Consider the following 22,156-nt stretch of genomic DNA (forward strand, 5'->3'; position numbering starts at 1 on the left):
ACGGCCGTCAGGGCGACAGCGTCACCGCGGTGACCTCGCGGATGACGTCGCCCTCCAGCAGCGCGTCCACCACGTCCATCCCCGAGGCCACCTCGCCGAAGGCCGTGTAGCGGCCATCCAGGTGCGGCTGGGGCGCGTGCGTGAAGAAGAACTGGCTGCCGCCCGTGTCCTTGCCGGACAGGGCCATGCCGAGCGTGCCGCGCGTGTACGGACGGCGCGTCATCTCGCAGCGGATGGAGTGCCCCGGCCCGCCCTCCCCGTCCCCGCGCGGGTCTCCGCCCTGCGCGACGAAGTCCGGCACCACGCGGTGGAAGGTGACGCCGTTGAAGTAGCCCTTGCGCGCGAGCGCGTACAGGTTGCCCGCCGTGAGGGGTGCCTCGTCCGCGTCGAGCCGCACGGTGATGTCGCCCTTGTCCGTGCGCAGCACCAGCCCCGCTCCCTTGGGCGCGGGCTCCGGGCGGAAGGCGTAGGCGGGGAGCTCCACGCGCTCGGAGCGCACGGGCTGGCCGGTGAGCTTCGTCAGCGACTCGGCGGCCACGCGGCGCACGTTGGCGTGAGGCAGCGACAGCCACTGCCGGAACCGGGGCTCCGCGGCCTGTCCCTGCAGGGCCACCAGCGCGCCCGCCACCGGGTCCGCGAGGTCCGGCTGGGACGGCACCCGCTCCGCCAGCGCCTCGAGTTCCGGAGGCATCGCGGGGGGCTTGAGCAGTCCCAACGTCGCGGCCGCGGCGCCGGCGACCACCAGGTCCTCATCCTTCAGGAGCGCGCTCACCGCCGTCGCGCCGCGGAGCACGGGGCGCGCGGCCAGGACCTCCATCGCGGTGAGCCGCACGCGCGCGGCCGGGTGGCGCAGGTAGCCCACCGCGAAGTCCGCGGGCGTCTTCTTCGAGAAGAGCGCCACCTCGCGCAGGCCCAGCGCCAGCCGGCGCTCCTCGGGCACCTTGTCGAAGCCGCACGTGCGCACGTCCGCCACCACGCCGCGCTGCCGGTCCAACGCCGCCGCCAGCCGACAGTCGAGCCAGCCCAGGTCCGCGCGCGCGAGGTCCGACGCCGCGCCCCGCTCCGCGTCCGCCAGCGCCAGCCGCAGCGCCACCAGCACCGGCGCGCCGAAGTCCGGCAGGCCCTGCTGCGCCAGCGCCAGCAACGGGTGACCATCCGCCGAGCGCGCCAGCGTCTCCACCCGGGGCGTCGCGCTCGTGGGCACGGGCGTCTCCATGCCGCGCGCCACACGCTTCGCCCGAGGCGCAAGGCCCTCCAGCACGTCCAGCGGCACGCAGGGCCCGCCACACATCGCCGCGAGCTTCGCCAGCGAGCGCGCCGCCTCCGCCGCCACGCGCGGCACCGAGTCATCCAGCAGCCGCCCCAGCACCACCGCGTCCTCCGGACCGCCCACGTCGCCGAAGGCCTTCGCGCACAGGCCGCGCACGTCCGCGTCCTCGTCCGAAAGGCAGCGGCGCAGCGTCGGCAGCTCCTCGGCGCGCTTCGCCGTGGCGAGCAGGTACGCCGCGCCGTAGCGCGACTCCACCGGCACCCCGGCCGCGAGCAACGCCCGCGCGGGCGCCAGCGGGACGTCCTTCACCACCGCCGCGCCGCCCCGCCGCGCCGCCACGCCGAGCACCAGCGCGGCCTTGCCCGCCGTCGCGACCTCCTTTGCCTGCAGGCGCTCCACCAGCCGCGCCAGCGCGTCCGGCGTCGCGAGCCGTCCGAGGGAGTCGAGCTGCGCGTCACGCGCGTCCACGTCCCGCTCCACCGCCTCGGCCTCGAGCAGCGGCGCCACCAGCCGCGCGCGCTCGGCGTCCGTCGGGGCCTCCCACGCCAGCGCCAGCTCGCCCACCGCGAAGGCGGCCTCACCGCGCACGCGGGGCTCCGGGTCCTTCAGCCCCCGCGCCACCACGTCCAGCGAGGCCAGGTCCTGGATGCGCGCCAGCGCGCGATAGGCCCGCGCCCGGATTCGCGCGTCCGGCGCGTCGTGGGCCAGCGCCGCGAGCTGCCCGTCACCGAGCGAGCGGCGGTCCTCCCAGTCCAGGATGCGCGCCATCACCTCCGGGTCCGGGGGCGCCTCGTCGGAGCCGCGGACACCGCGGTGACACCCGGAGAGCAGGACGACGAGGGCCAGGCAGACGTGGGGAAGTCGGACGGGGCTCAAGCGGCGCATGGGCTGGGGCCTAGGCCAATTCCCCGCGAAAATCCAGGGGTTAGGCCGCGTGCCGTTTGACACGTCCGCCCCGGCCCCGGAAGATGCGCCTTCGCATCTCTCAGCAGGAGCGCCGGTCCTGAACTGCCCTGGCTGCGGCTCGAAGGTAGCCGCCAACTCATCCATCTGTCCCGTCTGCGATTACATCATCGACGGCTCGTTCCTCTCCGCCGAGCCCCCCGCGGACAACGATGAGGACACGGGCGTCGGAGAAGCCCCCCGTCCACCTCCCGCCCGGAAGCCCGCCCCCGCGCGCCCCCGCCCCGCGAAGTCCGGCGCCCGGCCCGCTCCCACCGCCGCGGCGGGTGGGGACGCCACCAACGTGCGCAGCGTGGACGACATCGCCCGGAGCGCCTCGCAGCGCGCCAGCCGTCCCGCGCCCGCGCGCAGTGGCGGCACCGCCCCGCGTCGTGCCCCGGCGCCCGCGCCCGCCCCCGCCGCCACCGGGCCCGACCCGTGGGCCCGAGGCGCGCGCGACGAGGACGAGGAGAACAACAGCGCCATCGCCGACCCGGACGAGCTCATCCAGGACGCGAAGGACCTGCTGGGCGCGATGAGCGCCGGCGACAAGATTGCCTTCTACAGCGCGGGGCTCGTGGTCCTGTCGTGCTTCGTGCCGTGGAAGGAGACGGCGGCGGACGGTGACGCGCTGGGCTTGATGAGCCTGGGCTTCGGCGCCTTCCTGCTCGCGCTGCTGACGATGGGCGCCATCGGCGTGCGCGTGCGCGCCACCTTCCCCAAGCTCAACCCCGTGGTGCCGTGGATGGCGCAGCTGTTGACCACGTTCCTGTGCCTCATCTGGTGCATCGTGTTCATCAAGGTGTCCTCGGACACGGCGCTGGTGCCCAGCCCCGTGGGCAACTCGGAGATGATGAACTCGTCGCCCAGCTTCGGCGTCTTCATCGGCATCCTGGGCTCGGTGGGCGCGCTCATCGGCGCGTTCCTGGGACTCAAGGGCCGTCAGGACTGACGCCCCTTCCCGCCCGCGCGGCCCGGACGCCACGAAAGTGGTGCCGCGCCGCGCGCGGCCGTTCTACCGTCCAGCGCACCATGTCCGACGCCACGCCCCTGTCCCGCCTCACCGCCGCGCTCGGCGGCACCGTCTTCGGTCAGCCCCGCGTGCTCGCGGACCTGGTGACGGCCTTCCTGGCGCGAGGCCACGTGCTGCTGGAGGGCGTGCCCGGCGTGGCCAAGACGCTCACCGCGCGCAGCATGGCGGGCGCGCTGGGGCTGCTCTTCACGCGCATCCAGTTCACCCCGGACCTGATGCCCGCGGACATCCTGGGCACCAACGTCTTCCAGCCGCAGGACAACGCCTTCCGGCTGGTGAAGGGCCCCATCTTCACGGAGGTCCTGGTGGCGGACGAAATCAACCGCACGCCGCCCAAGGCCCAGGCCGCGCTCCTGGAGGCCATGGAGGAGCGCCAGGTCACCATCGACGGCGTCACCCACGCGCTGCCGCCGCACTTCTTCGTCGTCGCCACGCAGAACCCGCTGGAGCTCGAGGGCACCTATCCCCTGCCCGAGGCGCAGCTGGACCGCTTCCTCATGCGCGTGCGCGTGGGCTACCCGGACTCGGACGCGGAGACGACCATGCTGCGCGCCTTCCACCAGCGCGAGGGCCGCGTGCCCTCCGTCGAGCGCGTGCTGGACGCCCCCACCCTGCTGGAGCTGCAGGCCCGCGCGGCCCGCGTCACCTGCGACGACTCCATCCTCCAGTACGTGGTCGCCGTGGTGCGCGACACGCGCGCCAACCCCCGCGTGCGACTGGGCGCGAGCCCCCGCGCGGCGCAGGCGCTGCTCGCCGCGGCCAAGGCCCGCGCGGCGCTGATGGGCAACGACTTCGTCACCCCCGATGACGTCAAGGGCGTGGCCGGCAGCGTCCTCAACCACCGCCTGCTGCTCAAGGCCGAGGCCGAGGTGGAGGGGCTCACCTCCGACGACGTGCTGAAGCAGACGCTCGAGCGGGTCCGGGTCCCCCGGTGAGCCTGGGCCGCCCGGTCCCCACGGGCCTCGCCGTGGCGCTGCTCGCCGTGGCGCTCGTCCCCGCCGCCCTCTCGGTGGCGAGCCCCACCTTCGGCTGGTTCGCGCTGGCCGTGGACGTGGCGGTGCTCGCGCTGTGCGCCGTGGACTTCCTGCGCGCGCCTCGCGAGGGCGACGTCACCGTCACACGCGTCGTCGAGCCCATCCTCTCCTCCGGCACGCGCAACCCCGTGCACCTGGCCCTCGAGCGCCATGACACGGGCACCTCGCCCCTGCGCGTGGAGGTGCGCGACGAGCCGCCCCTGGTCGTCGCGAGCCACCACCACCGACAGTCCGTCGTGCTGCCGCCCCGAGGCGCCCCCAGCGAGCCCGCCCCGAGGATGACGTACTTCGTCACCCCACCGTCTCGCGGAGACGCACGCTTCGGCGACGTGCACCTGCGACTGCCCGGCCCGCTCGGCCTGTGCGCGCGGCAGGTGCGCGTGAGGGCGGAGCAGGCGGTGAAGATCTATCCAGACCTCACCGCGCTCTCGCGCGAGGCGCTGAGCCTGGCGCGCGCCTCGGACTCCCCCTCGGAGCGCACCCTGCGCCGCCGCGCCGCGGAGGGTCGCGAGTTCGAGTCGCTGCGCGAGTACCGCCCCGGCGACGACTACCGGCACATCGACTGGAAGGCCTCCGCCCGTCACGCCAACACCCTGGTGCGCACGTGGCAGCCCGAGCGCCACCAGCCCATGTTGCTGCTGCTGGACTGCGGCCGTCACATGGCCGGCAAGGTGCGCGGCCGGCGCAAGCTGGACCACGCGGTGGACGCGGCGCTGCGGCTGGCGCGCGTGGGCCTGGACGCCGGAGACGTGGTGGGGGTCATGTCCTTCGCCAGCGACGTGCTCACGTACCTGCCTCCTCGCAAGGGCCACGAGCACCTGCGCCTCATCACCGAGTCGCTCTACCGCGCCGAGGCCGCGCTCGAGGAGAGCGACTACGGCCGCGCCTACGACTTCGCCTTCGCCCGCCAGACGCGCCGCACGCTCGTGGTGCTCTTCACGGACCTGGTGGACCCGGACGCCTCCGCGGGCCTGCTCACCCGCACGCTCGCCTTGCGTCCCCGGCACCTGCCCGTGGTGGCCTCGCTGCTGGACGAGGACGTGCGCGACGCGGCCACGCGCGTGCCCGACGCGGCCCAGGACGCCTACGCGCGACAGGCCGCCACGCGGCTGGAAGCCGAGTTCCGCCGCACCGCCACCACGCTGCGCGACGCGGGGGCGTTGGTGGTGCGCGCGCCGGCCCAGGGCTTCGGCGCCGCCGCGCTCAACGTGTACCTGGACGTCAAGTCGCGCGGGCTGTTGTAGGCCTCGCGAATATGTCCAGCGGAAAGTTCGTGTGGCGTGCACATACGGCGCGCGCGCGCGTCGCTCGCGAAGAAGCATGCCAATCGCGCGGAGGCCGATTTTTCGGCCTCGGACACGACCCCCTTTACATGAGGGCCTTCGTCAACAAAATGGCGCGTCTCTCTCGCCCGCCGCATCGGCGGGCCCCCTGAAACAGCACGGATGGAGACGGTCTTGGCGGAGGTCGCGAGGGGATTGAGGTTGGAAGTCGAGGCGGATGCGGCGGCCATCGCCGCCCGGGCGGAGCCCACCGAGCCGGTCCAGTCGCTGACGCACTTCCACGAGCGCCTGCTGGCCGAGGAGCTGCTGGCGCGCAGTGGTGACACGCAGCAGCGCCTGGCGGGCGCGTTGTCGGAAGCGAAGGTGGACCTCAACCCGCATCAGGTCGAGGGCGCCATGTTCGCGCTCGACTCGCTGTCGCGCGGCGGCTGCATGCTGGGCGACGAGGTGGGCCTGGGGAAGACGATTGAAGCGGGGCTCGTCATCGCCCAGCTGATGGCCGAGGGGAAGACGCGCATCCTCATCCTCGCGCCGGCCACGCTGCGCGCACAGTGGAACAGCGAGCTGCGCGAGAAGTTCGACCTGGACAGCGTGCTCGTGGACGGCCGCACCGTGCGCGCCACCGGCAACTGCTTCGACCAGCCCTTCCCCGTCATCTGCTCGCACCCGTTCGCGGCCAACAAGGCGCACCTGACGTCGGAAATCCCGTGGGACCTCATCGTCATCGACGAGGCCCACCGCCTGCGCAACGCCCACCGCGCCAACAACAAGATGGGCCAGGCGCTCAAGGCGTCCCTGGCGGGCAAGCCCAAGCTGCTGCTCACCGCCACCCCGCTCCAGAACGACCTGATGGAGCTGTTCGGGCTGATGTCGCTGCTCGACGAGCAGATCCTCGGCCCCGAGCACGCCTTCCGCAGCCGCTACCGCGTGGACGAGGGCGGCGGCATGTCCGAGGCCGCCGCGTGCGAGCTCAAGGAGCGGCTGGCCCCCGTGGTGCAACGCACCCTGCGCCGGCAGGTGCGCGAGTACGTCCGGTACACCAACCGCCGCTCCATCGTGGAGGACTTCACGCCCTCGCCCGAGGAGCACGACCTCTACGAGAAGGTCAGCGAGTACCTGCAGCGCTCCGAGGCCGCGGCGATTGAACCCGGCAAGAAGACGCTCCTGACGCTGTGCTACCGCAAGCTGCTGGCGTCCTCCACGTACGCCATCGCGCCCACGCTGCGGCGGCTGTCGGACAACCTGGAGAAGCGCCTGCAGGCGGCGAAGCTGGGGCAGCAGGCCCTGGCGATGTTCGAGCCGGAGGAGGCCAAGCAGTACGTCGAGGAGGGCGAGGAGTGGTCGGATGATCCGGCCAAGGCGCCCAACATCCGCGTGCTGGAGCAGGAGGTCTGGGAGCTGCGGCAGTACGCGGACCTGGCGGACTCCATCAAGGTCAACGCCAAGGGCGAGGCCCTCAAGCGCGGCCTGGACCGCACCTTCGGGGTGATGCGCGCGCACGGCTGGCCGGAGAAGGCGCTCATCTTCACCGAGTCCAAGCGCACGCAGCAGTACCTGTTCAACCTGCTGTCGGACAACGGCTACCGGGGCAAGATTTCGCTCCTGTCCGGGGACATGGCCGGCACGCCCGAGGAGCGGCGCGCGCTGGTCGACGAGTTCCGCAACAAGACGCAGATCCTCATCTGCACCGAGGCCGGCGCCGAGGGCCTGAACCTCCAGTTCTGCAACCTGGTGGTGAACTACGACCTGCCCTGGAACCCGCAGCGGGTGGAGCAGCGCATCGGCCGCTGCCACCGGTACGGGCAGCAGCGGGACGTGCTGGTCATCAACTTCCTCAACCGCGCGAACGCGGCGGACGCGCGCCTGTTCGAGCTGTTGGAGAAGAAGCTCAACCTCTTCGACGGCGTCTTCGGCGCCTCCGACGAAATCCTGGGCGCGCTGGAGAGCGGCGTCGACTTCGAGCGCCGCATCCTCGACATCTACCAGGGCTGCCGGAAGGTGGAGGACATCAACGCCGCGTTCGACAAGCTGCGCGCGGAGATGGAGTCGCGCATCAGCAAGCGCATGACGGAGATGCGCTCGGTGGTGCTGGAGCGCTTCGACGGTGACGTGCGCCGCCGCCTGCGCGGCCAGGGCGAGCAGACCAAGGAGGCCCTCGCCAAGCGGCAGCAGGAGGCGCGCGCGCTCACCAGCTCCGTGCTGGGCAGCCGCACCTCCGGCCGGCTGGAGATCGCCAAGGCCGCCTACGCCGTCAAGGAGCGCAAGCAGGACGCGGTCAGCTACCTGCAGCTCGACGCCTCGGGGCTCCCGTCGCGACTGGCGCGGCTGGCCGGCAGCGAGGGCTGGTGGTTCGTCTACAAGTTCGAGACGACGGGCCTCAAGCCCGAGGAGAAGCTGGTCCACCTGGTGCTGGTGAAGGACCGCGAGGGCAACTTCCGCGCCCTGCCCCTCCAGGACGGCGCGCACTTCGTGAAGCTGTCCGCCAAGGACGAGAAGCGCCGCCAGCCCGCGCCGGTGTCCGTGCAGCTGATGCAGGAGCAGGCGCTGGTGGCCGCGAAGGACGAAATCGTCCGCGCCGCCGAGCGCCGCAACGCGCTGGAGCTGGACAAGGCCAAGGAGCGCGCGGACCGCTACGTCGAGGACTGCCTCATGGAGTCCCGCGAGGGCGTGGAGGCGGCGCGCCAGCAGTGGATCGACGCGCGCAAGCAGGTCACCACGGTGGAGGACGTCGCGGAGCGCGCCAAGGCCCGGGCGAACTCGGACCGGATGGAGCGCGAGTACCGCCGCAAGCTGTCTTCGCTGCGCAACGAGGAGGAGAAGCGCTACGCCTCCAAGGACCGTCAGCTCGCCGAGCTCGCCCAGAAGGCGAAGGTGACGGAGAAGCGCGCGCTCATCGCCTCCGCCTACTTCTGGCTGTCCTGAGCCTCCAGCGGCTTGAGCCGCACCCAGGTCGCGCCCCAGCCTCCGTCGAACTCGGAGGCGGGGCGGAACGACTCCACCTCCTCCAGCTTCGGCAGCAGTGAATGCACCGTGCGACGCAGCGCGCCGGTGCCCTTGCCGTGGATGATGCGCACATCGAGCAGGCCCTTCTGGCGGCAGGCCCAGAGGTACTCGATGACGAGGGGCTTCACCTCGCGAGGCTGAAAGAAATGCAGGTCGAGGGTGCCGTCGATGGGCAGCTCGACGACTTCGTCATCAGGGGGCGGGGGTTCCGGCCCCTCCGGTGGGAGCGAGGGCTCGTTTGCTGGCAGCGGGGGCAGGCGACGCGGGCTCATTCGTCCACTCTCCTGACTCGCGCTTCTTCTGCTCGGCTTCCAGCCGGCGTCGCTCCCGAGCGGCGCGGAACTGCTCCGACACGGACGTCAGCTCGTTCTTCAGGGCCGACAGGTGCCTGGAAACGTCCTCATCCTCGGCCACGCTGCGGTGTGCGTCCGCGCGCTTCTCCCGCGCGCCAGCGCCACCGGCTGTCGTCATCTGGACCATCAGTGCCGCGAGCAGGACGGACTTCATGCCTAATGAGGTAAGCAAGAGTCGTGCTCGGTGGCAAGCCCCCGTTCATGAGGCGACGCTTCGCTGGTCCCCCTCCTTGGTCGTACCTGTGACGATGCGCTCCGCCAGTTTGATGGCGGACAGTGGCGCGCTTCCCTCGGCCTTGTTGTTGATGGTGACGAAGACGGGGCGCTCACGACGCAGGGCCGCCAGACACGCGCGCGCCAGCAAGTCGCGCGTGGGCACGTCCTCGTCCACCAGCCGGTTGAAGGGCGCGTAGCGGGCGCGAGCCTCCTCGTAGCCGAGGTTCGGCGGCAGCATCCACCGCACCACCAGCGCGCGGGCGTCGAGCGCGCGGGTGCGCCTGGCCTGGATGCCCATGGAGGGCATGTGGGCCCAGACCGCGAGCACGGGACAGGCGCCCACGTCCGCCAGGGCCTGCGCGAAGCCCTCCGTCAGCAGCTCCTCGTTGCGGACCTCCACCGCGTAGAGGGGCCCTTTGGGCAGCGCGGAGAGGAACGCGTGGAGGCGCTCCACGAAGCGCGCGGTGCCGCCGAGCCCCTGCGGGTCCTGCGGCGGGAACTGGAAGACGAGCGGGCCGCCCTTGTCGCCCAGGCCCTCGACGAAGGGGCGCACCACGTGCTCCTCGGCGTAGGCGGCGTGGAGGAAGCGCTCGTTGAGCTGGCCTCGGTGCGCGCCGTAGCGCTCGTGCACGGGGAAGCGGGCCAGGGTGCAGACCTCGTGCGCCTTCACGAGGAAGCGGAAGTCGGCGGGCACCTGCTCGGCGTACTCGGCGAAGGCCTCGGCGGAGATGGGGCCGTAGAAGGTCCGGTCGATGCCGACGGTGCGCAGCACGGGGTGACGCGCGTACGCGGACAGGCCCTCGCGCGCGAGCTGCGACGCGGAGGCCTCGTGGTCGTAGACGAGGCCGGACCAGCCGGGGAACGTCCACGACGAGGTGCCCAGGAAGACGCCAGTGGGGAGCTGCTGACCGAGGGACGCGAGCGAGTCCTGTACCGGCGCGGGCTCCACCGGCTGGCTCCGACTCCGGGCACGCGCGGGTGCCTCGGCGGGCGCGCCGGTGAAGAGGTCGAGCTGGGAAGGTCCACGCTGAGGGGCCATCGGCATCTCCTACGTCCTGCGTCCCGTGGACCCGCGACGGCGGGCCGCACGTCCAGCGCACATAACGCCGGACTCCACGGGATTCAGGAGGTTGCCTCAGAACCTAGGGACTCCCCAAGGGGGATGTCCGTCCTACAGGCAGCCGAGCTCCATGGCCCGGAGCACCGCGCGCGTCCTGTCGCGGACGCCGAGCTTCGACAGGATGCTGGAGGTCTGGTTCTTGACGGTCCCCTCCGCCGTCCCGAGCGCCTGGGCAATCTCGCGGTTGCTCAGTCCCCGGGCGATGAGGCGGAGCACCTCGACCTCGCGGCGCGTGAGGCCCTCGGGCAGCTCCGCGTGCGGGAAGTCGCGGCCCAGGTCCACGAGTCCACGCGCGACACGCTCGGCGACTCCGGGCGGCAGCAGCGTCTCGCCAGCGTGGACGCGGCGGATGGCGTCCGCGAGCTCCTCCAGCGAGACGTCCTTGAGCAGGAAGCCCTGCACGCCCGCGCGCAGCGCCTCGACGATGGCGGCGTCCTCGTCGAAGGTGGTGAGCAGCACCACGCGCCGGTTCACCGGCTCCTGGCGCAGGCGCCTGAGCGCCTCCATGCCCGTCATGCGCGGCATGCGCACGTCCATCAGCACGACGTCCGGGTTCAGCTCGGCCACCTTGGCCAGCGCATCCTCACCGTCCACCGCTTCGCCCACGACACGGAGGTCCGGAGTCAGGTCCAGCAGGCTGCGCAGCCCCTGGCGCACCAGCGCGTGGTCATCCACCAGGACGAGACGAATCATCCGCGGGCCCTCGAGTCACAGGACGCCATTGGCTGCACGCGCTCTCGGATGAAGGGATGCATGAGCGTTCGGGCTCGCGCGTCGCAGGCAGCCCTGGCTTCAGCTGCATTCTCCGCCCGGCCTCCGCGCGACGCTGTCACGCGTGCCATCTGCTGTGCGCGACTCAAAATGAAGCGACGCAAGAGCGCTCCGCCCCGCGCACCGGAGCCATCCAGGGATTCAGCGGTCATCCTCCGCATGCCCCTGTCACGACTCTTCATCGGATACGCGCGACTCACTGTCGAGCGACTCACGAGAGCTCCGTGCCGCGCGCCGCGGGCAACCATGCGCTCAGCTCCCATCCCTGCCCTTCCTCCGCGCGCCACTCCACGCGGCCGCCCAGTCGACTGAAGCGCTCGCGCATCCCCGTCAGCCCCGCGCCCGGAGTCGGAGCACGAGCGCCATGCCCATCATCCCGCGTGGAGACGCGGACCCCGCCGTCCTCCTCGGGCGCGATGCGCACCCAGAGCTGCGTCGCTCGCGCATGGCGCAGCGTGTTCGTGAGGACCTCCTGCACGCAGCGGATGAGCGAGTGGGTCGCCTCCGGCGAATCGAGCGCCAGAGTCTCCGGCACATCCAGATGCACGGTGAGCCCTGGAGTGCTTCGCGCGAGCTCGCGAAGCGTGGCGAGCAACGGCTCGGGTGACTCCCTCAACGCGGACACCGACTGCCGGACCTCCGAGAGCAGCGTGCGCGAGGCCTCGCGGGCACGACGCAGATGCTCGACCGAGGCCGGGTCCTTCACCGTGTGCACGGCGGCCTCCAGGTTCAGCGACAGCGCGGTGAGGTGATGTCCCAAGGAGTCGTGGAGCTCCCGCGCGATGCGCAGCCGCTCCCCTTCCCGCTCCCGCGCGGCGAGCAGCACCTGCGTGGCCTGGAGCTCCACGTTGAGCCGGGCCAGCTCGGCGCGGGCCTTGGCTTCACGGACCATGACGACGGCCGAGCCCAGCGTGAAGCCCTGGAAGCCGACGAAGATGAGCGTCTGGAGCAGCGCGCGCTCCAGCGGGTAGATGACGAGGAAGACGCCCAGCATCGCCACCGACTGCGCGAGGACCCAGACCATCGCGCGACGCTGGGACATCATCTCGGGAGCCTGTCCCGCGATGATGGCGAGCAGCGCGCCCTCCACGCCCGTGCCTCCCGTGGCGATGACGACGAGCGCCGCAACGGTCTGCACGGCCATCAGCACCGGACCGCCCTGCCCCCGTGAACGAGCACTTCGCCAGTACCCCACGCCGAACGCGAGGAACCCGAGGAACCACGCCAGCACGCGCGGCGAGGCGAGCACCGAGGGGCGCCGGAGAATCTCCTCCATGTAGGAGGAGCCGACCACGGCCCACGTCAGCAGCCCGGCCACGAGCAACAACCGGTGGACCGATGCCGACTTGCGCGTGTGGTGCCTCGAGGCCATGGAGGGGCAGCATAGGACCTCCCCTTCCGGGTGGACATGTGCCGGAAGTCACAGGGCGCCCGTGTGACTTCCCGCAGATGTGGGCCCCGGAGCGCTCCCGTACCTTGGCCTCGTCTCGCAGCACACGGGAGGCTCGCATGTCTTTCTATGCCCTGGCTCGCACGCTCCACATCACCGCGGGGGTCATCGGGTTCACCGCGCTCTGGCTGCCCCTGGTGGCCCGAAAGGGCGGCACGCTCCACAAACGCGTGGGTTGGGTCTACGTGGCGGCGATGGCCGCCGTGTCCCTCACCGGCTTCCTCCTGTCCGGCTGGCGGTTCCTGCACGACCCGGCACAGCGCTCCGCGGCCCTGTTCTTCATCTACATCAGCGTCCTGAGTGGCACGTCCGCGTCCATGGGCGTGCGAGTGCTGCGCACCCGCGCGAGGACGACTGCGAATCGCAATCCCTTTGACCTCGGGATGTCGGCGCTGACGCTCGTGCTCGGCCTGTTCACGGCGGCGTGGGGGCTCGCGGTGAGCATGCCGTTGCTCTGGGGCTTCTCGTTCGTGGGCATCTTCCTGGGAGCGTCATCGCTCCGCTACTGGCTGCGCCCGCCCCAGACACGCATGCACTGGTGGTTCGAGCACATGGGCGCCATGGTGGGCTCGGGCATCGCGACGCTGACGGCGGTGCTCGTGGTCAACGCGCGACACCTGGGCATCAACGGCATGCAGCTCGCGGTGTTCCTCGGGCCCACCGTGGTGGGCGTCACCGGGCTCAAGCTGTGGGAGCGGTACTACCTGAAGAAGTTCGCGCCCAAGTCCCGCGCCAACGTCGCCACGGCGCCGGCTACACCTTGATGCGGATGGCCGAGGGCAGGAGCGTGAACGTCGCGGGCAGGCGGCCCGGCGTCTCGCCATCGACGTCGAGGAACACCTCCTGCTCGTCGACGGGCTCGGCATGCACGGACTGGCAGCGCAGCCGGCGCGTGCCCTTCCAGGTGACGTGGGAGCCGTTGTAGACGCCCTTCGACTTGAGCAGGAAGTCGCTCAGGCCATAGCCGGACCAGATGGTGACGTCGAAGGCGCCGTCGTGGGTGATGGCGTCGGGCGCGACGAACATGCCGCTGCCGAAGTAGCGGCCATTGGCCACGGCCACGGCGGTGACATCGAGCGTCTGCGCGGGCCCGCCGTCGGTGGACACCTTCACCTTGCGCTCGGTGTACTTCACCAGGCCCTTCAGCGTGCCCCAGACGAAGCTGAAGTTGCCGCCGAGCGCCTTGCTGCCGCTGTTCACCTCGCGGGCCACCACCGCGCTGACACCGAACGAGGCGATGTTCGCGAAGTAGCGCGTCGCGGGCTTGCCGTCGTTGTCGATGAAGTCGAGCCGGCCCACGTCGAACGGCTCCGTGGTGTCGGTGCGCAGGCGCTCCAGGGACGACTCCAGGTCCAGGCCCCAGCCGAAGGTGCGGCGGAAGTCGCCGCCGGTGCCACGGGGGATGAGGCCGAGGGCGGCGTTCGGGTTGATGGCCTTGCCGTCGCGGAAGAAGCCGTTCGTCACTTCGTTGAGGGTGCCGTCACCGCCCACGGCGACGATGCACTCGTAGCCCTGGTCGATGGCCTCCCGGGTGATGCGCGCGGCGTCCATCCCGCCCTGGGTGAAGCCATGCCCGAAGTCGCCGAGCACCCTTCCCACCTGCGCGGCAATCTCCACCCAGCGCTTTCCAGTCTGACCATTCGCGCTGCGCGGGTTGACCACGAGGAACGTCTTCATCGGCACCTACCCCTCCCTGTAACGCCCCTGTTTACGCGGTTGTGGCGCCAACCTCCACTTCGCGACACCCCTCCCCAGGTCGTCCAGGTCCCCGCGACCCCGCCCCTCCGCTGACGCAGCGCACAGGTCCCGGCCGTTTGAGGCACGACGATGCCGTCACTCCACGTCCACCTCCCGGGCGAGTGACACATTCCAGTCAGAGGGCAGGTCCGCGTCGCAGAAGGCGCAGACGAACCACCGCTCCTTCACCAGGGTGACTTCACCGCACGCAAGGCACCGCCGGAAGTCCATCGCCCCGGTGAAGCCGGTGGGCGAGTGGAGCCCCAAGGGCGCCAGGGCCCGGGCCACGACCGCCCAGCAGGTGACGTCCGGGCAGTAGCCGGTGGACAGGTTCGAGACCTCGGCGACGGAGGGCTGTCCTGCATCCAGCCGGAAGCGAAGCTCTCCGGCCGCGAGCACCTCTTCGCCGTCCGCGCATGCGACGTGCTCGGAGCGGCGCGGAGCCAGACGCAGGCGTCCGAGCAGGTCGACGACGTAGGTCGCTCCTTCGCTGAAGGCCTCCGGCTGAACGGAGAGCCAGGAACGGAGCGCCAACGCAGACGTCACGGGTGTCCCGGGAGTCCCGAGCGAGCGCTGTCGTATCTCCCGGGACCCCACATAGCTGTAGGCAAGCAATCGCATGCGGCGCGGACGGGCTGGCTGCCCGACACGGACAAGAAGCCACAAAAAACGCGAGGCGCAAGCCCAGACGCGTCTCACCGCAGCGCCAGCTCGGACTTCATCCGCGAATCGAGCAGTCGCTCGGACACAGTCCCGCTGCACGATTCAAACGCGCAGCGGGCCGTCGAGGACTGTCACCGCGGACTTCACCAACGGGCCCGAGAGGACCTTCGAGCAGTCCGAATCAAACGCGCAGCGAGCCTTCGAGCACCGTCACCGCGACACCGCCGATGCGGGCCTGCTCGGGATGGCCCGCGCGACCGGAGACCTCGACCTCGATGCGCCCCGGCTTGCCCATGGCGTCGCCCTGTTCGATGCGCGCCCGGACCGTTCCACCCGAGGCCGGCAGTTCCAGCGCACCGTGCATCGCCAGGTACATCCCGAGCGGCCCCGCGGCCGAGCCCGTCACAGGATCCTCCGGCACCCCCAGCCCCGGCACGAAGTAGCGCGAGTGCGCCACGCTCCCCGCCTCACGCGTCTCGCGCGTGAAGACATACAGACCACGCAGCCCATGCGGCCGGAGCAACTCCGCCAGCGCCCCCGAGCGCGCCGCCAATGCCCACACATCCTCGCGCCGACGGAACGGCACCATCAGCCGCTGTGCATTGCGCCGCACCGGGAGCGTCGCCTCCACCATCTCCACCGTCCCGCCCACCAACGCGAGCACCTGTGACAGCGCAACCGGCGACTCCAGCCACGGGTTCTTGGGCGTCACGATCCACGCGCGGCTGCCACCCGACTCCAGCGCCTCCAGTTCCACGTCGAGCCCCCCCGCCGCGCACTCCAACCGCGTCGCCCCGGAGCGCGGCAACAGCCCTCGCTCGGCTAGCAGATGGAACGTCGCCACAGTCGCGTGGCCGCAGAAATCAATCTCCGCCTCCGGCGTGAAGTACCGCAGCTTCACTCCCTGCGCTCCGGGGCCCGCCAACACGAAGGCTGTCTCCGACGCGCCCACCGCCGCGGCGATGCGCTGCATGGCGTCCACGCCCAGCCCCGCCGCATCCAGGACCACGCCCGCGCGGTTGCCGGCTCCCGGCGTCCGCGTGAAGGCATCGACAATGCTCACCTGCATGGTGTGCTCCTCCGCTGGCCACCTCGCTCGATGGCCGAGGATTGTACCGAAACAATCGACCTCAAGAATCGACACAATCGATGCATTGCGCGGAGCCGCCCGTCAACCGTATGAATTGTCACCATGACAATCTGGACGCCCAACCTCCGCGACCGAGAGGGTCCGCTGTACCGGGTCATCGCGGATGCGCTCGGCGCGGACATCGAGGAGGGCCGCCTCGCTCCGGGGACACGCCTGCCAACCCACCGGGAGCTCGCTGAGAAGGTCGGCGTCACCGTGGGCACGGTGACCCGGGCCTACGCGGAGGCGGAGCGCCGAGGCCTCATCGGCGGAGAGGTGGGCCGAGGCACCTTCGTGCGCCACCGCGACACGCCCCGCCACCTGCCCTCCCCCGCACCAGATGAAGGGGATGACGCCCTGGTGGAGCTGGGCCTCAACTGGCCCGCCACGCCATCAGGCGACCCGGCCGGCACCGCGTTCGCGAAGCCCCTGGACGCCGTGCAGCGCTCGCCCCGCGTCGCGGAGCTGCTCGAGTACGCCCCGCACCTGGGCCACCTCTCGCACCGCGAGGCCGGCGCCGAGTGGATGTCCCGCTTCGGCCTCGACGTGTCCCCGGCGCGCGTCATGGTGTGTTCCGGTGGCCAGCACGCGATGGAGGTGGCGCTCAATGTCCTCACGCGCCCGGGCGACACGGTGCTCTGCGAGGCCCTCACCTATCCGGGCCTCAAGGTGCTCGCCAGCCGCCTCCACCTGCGTCTGCAGGGCGTGGCCATGGATGCGCAAGGACTTGTGCCCGAAGCCCTGGAGGCCGCGTGCCGGGGCGGCGCGAAGGTCCTCTTCTGTCTGCCCAATCTCCAGAACCCCACCGGCGCCGTCATGTCCGAGGAGCGCCGCCGCCGCATCGCCGCCGTGGCTCGCAAGCACGGGCTCTCCGTCGTGGAGGACGATGCCTACGGGCTGCTGCTCGACAAGCGCCCACCCCCGCTCTGCGCGCTCCTGCCCGAGTCCGGCTGGTTCATCGCGGGTGTCTCCAAGCTGCTCGCCCCGGGCTTGCGCATCGGCTACCTGGCGGCGCCCGAGGGCCCTGGTACGGAGCGCCTCGCGGAAGAGGCCGCGCTCGCCTCACGCATGACGCCCGCGCTCACGGCCGAGCTCGCCGCGAGATGGGTGAACGACGGCACCGCGGACGAGCTCGTCACCCGCCGTCGACGCGAGGCCCGGGAGCGACTGGAGCTGGCGAAGGAAATCCTTGGAGACAGGCTGCGACGCATTCCCGCGAACCACGTCACCTATCACCTGTGGCTCGAGCTGCCCGGCGGCTTCCGGGCGGAGCCCTTCACGTCCCAGGCCCGGCGGCGCGGCGTCTCCGTGACACCCGCAGAGGTCTTCAGCGTGGGGCCCGCCACCGCGCCGGCGGCGGTGCGCGTGTGCCTGGGAGCACCGCGCACCCGCGCCGCGCTGGAGAAGGGCCTCCAGCGCCTGAAAGACACGCTGGAGGGAGGGCCGGAGCCCCTCGCCTCCATCGTCTGACGACTACTTCTGCGGCGGCGGCACCGGACGGACATGCAGCTCGCGCAGCTGCTTGTCGTCCACGTCGCCCGGCGCGCCCGTCATCAGGTCCGTGCCCGTCTTCGTCTTCGGGAACGGAATCACGTCGCGCAGCGACTCGGAGCCGGTGAGCAGGAAGGCGAGCCGGTCCATGCCCAGCGCGATGCCACCGTGCGGGGGCGCGCCGTACTTGAGCGCGTCCAGCAGGAAGCCGAACTTCGCCTGCGCCTCCTCGTCACCGATGCCCAGCGCCTTGAAGACCTCCGCCTGCACCTTCGGGTCATGCAGCCGGATGGAGCCGCCGCCAATCTCGAAGCCGTTGAGCACCACGTCGTAGCGGTGGCACTTCACCCGGCCCGGCTCCGTCAGAAGATATTGCACGTCGCCATCGTGCGGCCGCGTGAAGGCGTGGTGCGCCGCCACCCACGTGTTCGTCTCCTCGTCGTGCTCGAACAGCGGCGGGTTCACCACCCACAGGAACTTCCACTGGCCGCCGCTGCCGTACTCCGGAATCAGCCCCAGCTTCTTGGCGACATGCACGCGCAGGTTCGCCATCACCGTGTGGACCAGCGCCTCCTTGCCGAACTGGAACAGGATGAGGTCGCCCGTCTTCGCGCCCACCGCCTGGTTGATGGCCGCGCGCAGCGCCGGCGTGATCGTCTTGGACAGCGGCGACTGCGTCCACTCGCCACCCTCCGCCACCTTCGCGCGCGCCAGGCCCTTGGCGCCCGCCTGCTTGGCGAACTCCTCCAGCTTGTCGCTCTCCGCGCGGCTCATCGCCTTGTCCGCGGGGATGACCATCGCCTTGACGATGCCCTTGTTCTGCACCGCCTCGAACATCATCGGCACGCCGCCCGCCTCACCGTGCTCGCGAATCAGGTCCGTCAGCACCGTGTGCTCCAGCCCGAAGCGCAGGTCCGGCTTGTCGTTGCCGTACTTCGCCATGGACTCGTAGAAGTCCATGCGCATGAACGGCGTGGGCACGTCGATGCCCAGCACCTCGCCCCACAGCTTCTTGATGAGCCCCTCGATGATGGTGAAGATGTCGTCCTGGCTGACGAAGCTCATCTCCACGTCGATCTGCGTGAACTCCGGCTGCCGGTCCACGCGCAGGTCCTCGTCACGGAAGCACTTCACGATCTGGAAGTACCGGTCGAAGCCCGCCACCATGAAGAGCTGCTTGTAGAGCTGCGGGCTCTCCGCCAGCGCGTAGAACTTGCCCGCGTTCATCCGGCTGGGCACCAGGAAGTTGCGCGCGCCGCCGGGCGTGTACTTGCCCATGAACGGCGTCTCCAGCTCCAGGAAGCCCTGGTCCACCATGTACGCCCGCGTCAGCGCGTTCATCTGCGAGCGCGTGCGCAGCGACTTCTGCAGCGGCGCGCGGCGCAGGTCCAGATAGCGGTGCGCCAGCCGCTTCTCCTCCGACGTGTCGATGGAGTCCTCGATCGGGAACGGCGTCGGCTCCGAGCGGTTGAAGATGGTCAGGTCGCTCGCCTGGACCTCGATTTCACCCGTCTTCATCTTCGGGTTCACGTTCTTGCCGCGCGACACCACCTTGCCGCGCACGCCGATGCAGTACTCCAGCCGAAGGCTGCCCGCGAGGCCATGCGCCTCCGCGTGGTCCGGCTCGAACACCACCTGCGTCAAGCCGTCGCGATCCCTCAGGTCGATGAAGACCGCGCCACCATGGTCGCGTCGATTGTGCACCCAGCCGAAGAGGACGACCTCCTCGCCGACATTGCGCGCCGTGAGCTGGCCGCAGGTGTGGGTACGCTTGACCTCGGAGATGAACGGGACCGCCATAAAGACCGCCTGCGCTGTGCGTAGAGGGAAAAGGCGCGGCACCATAAAGAGCGTGGAAACGATGCGTCAAGGAGTCCGCGCCGGCCTGACAGCTCCCAGACGGTCGCCACCTGACGCGCGTTCCTGACGGCCCCGGAAAGCCCTGCCCGCCCGACGTCGACCTGCCTGGAGAACCTCACGGCCCCACGGCATCGTCCCCGCGGCCAGGATGCTCGGCCCCCTGCCCTGTCCGGCCGCGCGCCCACACCCCGCGTCTCCCTCACGCGCCGCTGGCACCCGGAGGGGAATACACGTTCCGCCCGGACCGGAGTAAAACGGCCCCATGCTCCGAACAGTCATCGCCACCACCGCCGTGCTCGGCCTGGCCGCCGGCTGTGCGCCCGACCCGAGCGCGCCGGTCAAGATTCGCGCCCTGGTGCTCTCCAGCAACGGGCAGTACATCCCCGAGGAGGTCGAGCTCAAGACGGTCTCCGACATCGTCGGTCTCAGCGGCAGCGTGGCCGACCTGCACGGCGGCGCGCGCATCGTCCTGGACCCCAACGACCCGGACCTCGGCGGCGCCACCACCCCCGAGGCCTTCGTCAACGCCCTGCTCAAGGACGAGGGCCGCGACGTCACCGCCAGCTACATCACCCAGGGCGACGTCCTGTGGCCGGCGGACTTCCACACCTGGAACATGGTGACGACGTATTACAACCTCGAGCGCGCCTTCGATTACTTCCGCGAGGTCACCAACATCCCGGTCGCGGACTTCAAGAAGCCCCCCAGGACGTACTACTTCCCCGAGTTCCGCACCCCCGCCACCGACAAGGACCCCCTGCGGGACAACGCCTTGTACTTCTCGGCGATGGACTCCTTCTTCATCCTGCCCTTCGACGAGCTGCAGCGCGCGCCGCTCGCCATCAACGCGGGCGTCACCACCCACGAGTACGCGCACCGCGTCTTCAACCAGAAGGCCTACGGCGGCAACCCCTTCCCGCAGGCCCTGGGCACGTGGTCCGACGGCGGCGGCCCCAGCCCGGGCGCCAACATCCTCAAGTCCATGGACGAGGGCCTGGCGGACCTGCACGCCTACGGCGCCACCTGCCGCTCCAAGAACGGCTGTGACACGCGCTTCCTCTCCACGTCCTTCGAGGGCCAGTACGGCGCTGTCGCCGACGAGCGCGACCTGGCCCGCTCGGACCGCTGCATCGACGAGAACCTGCGCGACACGCTGCTCAGCGCCAACCTGAACCAGTTCGAGAACTACTACCGCGTGGGCACCATCCTCGCGAGCGCCCTGTACCAGGCGGGCGAGGCCACCGGGCAGCGCGACATCCTGCTGCGCTCCATCGTCACGGCGTACAACGACGAGTCCACGACCACGCCGGGCATCCTGCAGCTCACCCGTCAGTACCTGTCGGACCAGACCAAGTTCACGCTCGCCGTGGCGGTGACGCCCATCATCACCCACATCACGGACCTGCGCCTGAAGGAGGCCGTCTGCAACGAGGTGATGGACCACCTGCAGATTCCCCGGGATCTGCTCGTCGGCACCACCAATCCCAACCTCTGCCCGCCCAGCGCCGCGGGCGGCACCACCTGCCCCCGCCTGAGCGAAGACTGATGAGAACCGCCACCGTGAAGACCTGGCTCACCCGCTGCCTGCTGGGCGGCCTGCTCGTCGCGCCCGCCGCCCACGCGCAGACCGATGACGACCCGTACGCCTATCCGGAGGACGAGCCGGGCCCCACCCAGCAGCAGCTCGACGAGGAGGAGGCCTACGAGCGCCGCCGCCGCAACGCGGACCAGGTGGAGGAGTTCCGCGACATCTCCGAGCAGGAGGGCGAGGACGGCGACTTCAAGCGGCTCGCCGGCATCGACGACCCCAACAAGGGCTTCGCCGCGGAGCTGCTCGCCGGCGCGCTGCTGCTCGACTCGTCGCGAGGCCGCTTCGCCGAGCCCGTGCTCGGCCTGGGCATCCGCGCGACCTGGGAGTACGGCCGCATCCTCGACATTGAGCCCTTGCGCGAGGCGCTCTGGGCGGACCTGCGCTGGACGTACGGCAGCCAGAGCGACGGCACCCGGTTCCTGAAGGGCCGCTCCAGCCAGCACTACTTCACCCTCGCCCCCGCCTATGAGTTCAAGTTCGGCAAGTCGGACTTCGGCGTCTTCGGGCAGGTGGGCGGCGGCATCGCCTACCAGGCCACGTCCATCACCATCGACACCGCCGAGACGAAGGTGAACGGAATCAAACCCGTCATCCAGTACGGCCTGGGCCTGCGCGGACGTCCCCGCGTGTTCGGCGACAGCAACATGAGGCTGTCCCTGCGCCTGGAGGCCATGGGCTTCCGCCGGGGCTACCTCAACGACTTCTTCCTGGGCGGCAGCGCCGGCATCGCCTTCTGAAGAACACTTCCCGGCCGCGCTCGCTCCCACGCGGGCGCGGCCGAGTGGAAGTTTTTCCACCTCCTGCCCACCGTGCGTTCCCCCGCCCCTCGGCATTCCGAGGAGTTGGGGGTTGGCATATGCCCTGCTTGTGTCCACCGTCGGGTGTGGGCGTAGAGCCCTCAGGGCGGCGCGGGGAGGCGAGGCATGACAGGCGTGCAGGGACAGACGCAGGGCCAGGGCAAGCACTGGGATCCGGTGTGCGGCAAGCAGTTGGAGACGCCGGAGGGCCAGCCCTCCTCGGAGTACAAGAAGCGCCGGTACTTCTTCTGCTCGGAGCGGTGTCGCCACACCTTCGAGCGTCAGGCGGAGCGCTTCCGTCTCAACGAGCTGGCCCGCGTGGGCGCGCTGATGACGCCCGGCCGGGTGCGCTGGGGCCTTGCCTGAGGTGACACCCGCGGGCCCGCGCGTCACCCGCGAGGGACCGCCTCACA

The 22,156-nt window shown here is 70.8% G+C and carries 18 protein-coding genes; 9 read left to right on the forward strand and 9 right to left on the reverse strand.

Annotated elements, in window-relative coordinates; translation table 11 throughout:
• Positions 1–7: 7 nt before the first annotated feature.
• A complete protein-coding gene (locus AC6JA9_RS27715; protein ID WP_497958092.1) occupies positions 8–2,155 on the reverse strand; it encodes a peptidylprolyl isomerase in 2,148 nt (715 codons plus the stop codon).
• Between the two features lie 49 nt (positions 2,156–2,204).
• Between AC6JA9_RS27715 and AC6JA9_RS27720 the strand changes: the two genes are divergently transcribed.
• The 4 genes from AC6JA9_RS27720 to AC6JA9_RS27735 all read left to right on the forward strand — a co-directional run bounded on the left by AC6JA9_RS27720 (position 2,205) and on the right by AC6JA9_RS27735 (position 8,484).
• Positions 2,205–3,164 carry a hypothetical protein gene (locus AC6JA9_RS27720; RefSeq protein WP_370640440.1) on the forward strand — a complete coding sequence of 320 codons (960 nt, stop codon included), beginning with the start codon at positions 2,205–2,207 and terminating at the stop codon, positions 3,162–3,164.
• Between the two features lie 80 nt (positions 3,165–3,244).
• Positions 3,245–4,180: an AAA family ATPase gene (locus tag AC6JA9_RS27725; RefSeq protein WP_223751694.1), complete on the forward strand. Its 936-nt coding sequence runs from the start codon at positions 3,245–3,247 to the stop codon at positions 4,178–4,180.
• Positions 4,177–5,523 carry a DUF58 domain-containing protein gene (locus tag AC6JA9_RS27730; protein WP_497958093.1) on the forward strand — a complete coding sequence of 449 codons (1,347 nt, stop codon included), beginning with the start codon at positions 4,177–4,179 and terminating at the stop codon, positions 5,521–5,523. Before AC6JA9_RS27725 ends, AC6JA9_RS27730 begins: the two co-directional genes overlap by 4 nt.
• Before the next feature lie 201 nt (positions 5,524–5,724).
• Positions 5,725–8,484, forward strand: coding sequence for an SNF2-related protein (locus AC6JA9_RS27735; RefSeq protein WP_141332169.1), 2,760 nt, complete (start codon positions 5,725–5,727; stop codon positions 8,482–8,484).
• Here the strand turns inward: AC6JA9_RS27735 and AC6JA9_RS27740 are convergent.
• The 4 genes from AC6JA9_RS27740 to AC6JA9_RS27755 form a co-directional block, all read right to left on the reverse strand.
• On the reverse strand, positions 8,466–8,837 hold the full coding sequence (locus AC6JA9_RS27740) for a Smr/MutS family protein (protein WP_223785406.1): 372 nt from the start codon (positions 8,835–8,837) through the stop codon (positions 8,466–8,468). The two genes, AC6JA9_RS27735 and AC6JA9_RS27740, sit on opposite strands and share 19 nt — an antisense overlap.
• Before the next feature lie 280 nt (positions 8,838–9,117).
• Positions 9,118–10,173: a DUF72 domain-containing protein gene (locus AC6JA9_RS27745; RefSeq protein ID WP_223751697.1), complete on the reverse strand. Its 1,056-nt coding sequence runs from the start codon at positions 10,171–10,173 to the stop codon at positions 9,118–9,120.
• Positions 10,174–10,305: 132 nt separating this feature from the next.
• Positions 10,306–10,947 carry a response regulator gene (locus AC6JA9_RS27750; RefSeq protein WP_497958094.1) on the reverse strand — a complete coding sequence of 214 codons (642 nt, stop codon included), beginning with the start codon at positions 10,945–10,947 and terminating at the stop codon, positions 10,306–10,308.
• A 289-nt stretch (positions 10,948–11,236) separates the two neighbouring features.
• On the reverse strand, positions 11,237–12,397 hold the full coding sequence (locus AC6JA9_RS27755) for a sensor histidine kinase (protein WP_497958095.1): 1,161 nt from the start codon (positions 12,395–12,397) through the stop codon (positions 11,237–11,239).
• 137 nt (positions 12,398–12,534) lie between these two features.
• Between AC6JA9_RS27755 and AC6JA9_RS27760 the strand changes: the two genes are divergently transcribed.
• A complete protein-coding gene (locus AC6JA9_RS27760) occupies positions 12,535–13,239 on the forward strand; it encodes a hypothetical protein (RefSeq protein ID WP_497958096.1) in 705 nt (234 codons plus the stop codon).
• Here the strand turns inward: AC6JA9_RS27760 and AC6JA9_RS27765 are convergent.
• The 3 genes from AC6JA9_RS27765 to AC6JA9_RS27775 all read right to left on the reverse strand — a co-directional run bounded on the left by AC6JA9_RS27765 (position 13,229) and on the right by AC6JA9_RS27775 (position 15,944).
• Entirely contained in the window at positions 13,229–14,152 is a 924-nt protein-coding gene (locus AC6JA9_RS27765) for a diacylglycerol/lipid kinase family protein (RefSeq protein ID WP_223751700.1), read from the reverse strand. The two genes, AC6JA9_RS27760 and AC6JA9_RS27765, sit on opposite strands and share 11 nt — an antisense overlap.
• Before the next feature lie 156 nt (positions 14,153–14,308).
• Complete coding sequence (locus tag AC6JA9_RS27770; protein ID WP_497958097.1) at positions 14,309–14,746, reverse strand: hypothetical protein; 438 nt, start codon at positions 14,744–14,746, stop codon at positions 14,309–14,311.
• Between the two features lie 310 nt (positions 14,747–15,056).
• Positions 15,057–15,944, reverse strand: a complete 888-nt coding sequence (locus AC6JA9_RS27775; RefSeq protein ID WP_497958098.1) for a PhzF family phenazine biosynthesis protein — start codon at positions 15,942–15,944, stop codon at positions 15,057–15,059.
• A gap of 123 nt (positions 15,945–16,067) precedes the next feature.
• On the opposite strand from AC6JA9_RS27775, the gene AC6JA9_RS27780 reads away from it, so the two are divergent.
• Positions 16,068–17,474, forward strand: coding sequence for an aminotransferase-like domain-containing protein (locus tag AC6JA9_RS27780; protein WP_497958099.1), 1,407 nt, complete (start codon positions 16,068–16,070; stop codon positions 17,472–17,474).
• Between the two features lie 3 nt (positions 17,475–17,477).
• Here the strand turns inward: AC6JA9_RS27780 and aspS are convergent, their stop codons facing one another.
• A complete protein-coding gene (gene aspS / locus AC6JA9_RS27785) occupies positions 17,478–19,295 on the reverse strand; it encodes an aspartate--tRNA ligase (protein ID WP_408889890.1) in 1,818 nt (605 codons plus the stop codon).
• A 322-nt stretch (positions 19,296–19,617) separates the two neighbouring features.
• Here aspS and AC6JA9_RS27790 point away from each other — a divergent pair, with 322 nt between their 5' ends.
• From AC6JA9_RS27790 to AC6JA9_RS27800, 3 genes are all read left to right on the forward strand, one after another.
• Positions 19,618–20,901, forward strand: coding sequence for a hypothetical protein (locus AC6JA9_RS27790; RefSeq protein WP_223785413.1), 1,284 nt, complete (start codon positions 19,618–19,620; stop codon positions 20,899–20,901).
• On the forward strand, positions 20,901–21,683 hold the full coding sequence (locus AC6JA9_RS27795; protein WP_497958100.1) for a hypothetical protein: 783 nt from the start codon (positions 20,901–20,903) through the stop codon (positions 21,681–21,683). Before AC6JA9_RS27790 ends, AC6JA9_RS27795 begins: the two co-directional genes overlap by 1 nt.
• Positions 21,684–21,869: 186 nt before the next feature.
• Positions 21,870–22,109, forward strand: a complete 240-nt coding sequence (locus AC6JA9_RS27800; protein WP_046714783.1) for a YHS domain-containing protein — start codon at positions 21,870–21,872, stop codon at positions 22,107–22,109.
• The last annotated feature ends 47 nt before the right edge of the window (positions 22,110–22,156 follow it).

It is taken from the genome of Myxococcus sp. MH1, from assembly GCF_059738865.1.